Annotated in this window: 1 protein-coding gene; it reads right to left on the bottom strand. The window is 70.8% G+C overall.

Annotated elements, in window-relative coordinates; translation table 11 throughout:
- Positions 1 to 55 precede the first annotated feature (55 nt).
- A complete protein-coding gene (locus tag M1O15_RS31260; protein WP_248637622.1) occupies positions 56 to 460 on the bottom strand; it encodes a hypothetical protein in 405 nt (134 codons plus the stop codon).
- Positions 461 to 907: the final 447 nt, after the last annotated feature.

Below are 907 nucleotides of genomic sequence, written 5' to 3'. Positions count from 1 at the left end.
CGCCCGGCCGGGGAGCGGTTCCCGGCCGGGCGTCGCGGGGTGGTTCACATGGACGTCAGAGGATGTCGACGAGGACCTTGCTGATGTCGATGGGGATCGACAGCTTGTTGACGTAGGTGTCGACGGTGGCGACGGCGAGGTCGACCTTCTGCACGAGCACGGAGGTGCCGGCCTTGACGTCGGCCACGTCCTCCAGGGAGGTCTCCAGGATGTCCAGGTCGTTGTTGGACAGCACGTTGACGTCCTTGACGTCGATGTCCACGTTCTTGACGACGTTGCCGATGCCGGTGACGGTGCCGATGCAGTTGACGATGTGCAGCGAGCCGCTGCCGGAGTTGGAGCAGGTGTAGGGGTGGGTGGTGGTGGCCGTGCCGGTGCCGGCGGCGGAGGCGGGCAGGGCGCCGGCCAGGAGCAGGGCGCCGGTGGCGGAGGCGACGGCGAGAGCGGGCTTGATGCGCATGACGGGACTCCCGGGTGCGTTCGATGGGGACGTGTGCGGAAGATGTGTGCGTTCGGTGCGTTCGGTGCGGTGATGAGACTGCCGTGGCCGGTTCCCTCTCCGCGAGCCCCCTTCCGGTCCCCTGGCGCGTGCCGTCCGTCCGGCTGGATATCGCCGCTGTCCAATGTGGAAGGGTGCACACCGCACCGATGGGCGCCCTCCCGCCCCTGTCCTGCGCGGGCGTACGCCGGAGGCCCGGCGGGCTGGTGCGCGCCGGGCGCGGGGGCGGGGTTCAGGTCGGTGGCATCTGCCGAGTGGCAGTGCCGTGATCCGGTCACCCGGGCCGGCGGCGGCTTCTCATGCTTCGTCCTCTCCCGCCCGCCTCCCCGGTGCCCTGGGGCACGTCCGCCCCAGGCGCCCCGTGCTGAGCGATTTCGCGGCCGGTAAACGAGGCGAAATCCGCCGCGC

It is taken from the genome of Streptomyces lichenis, assembly GCF_023218175.1.
Taxonomy (GTDB): domain Bacteria; phylum Actinomycetota; class Actinomycetes; order Streptomycetales; family Streptomycetaceae; genus Streptomyces; species Streptomyces lichenis.
The sequence above is the reverse complement of the archived record's forward strand: the minus strand, read 5'-3'. Positions and strand labels throughout refer to the sequence as shown.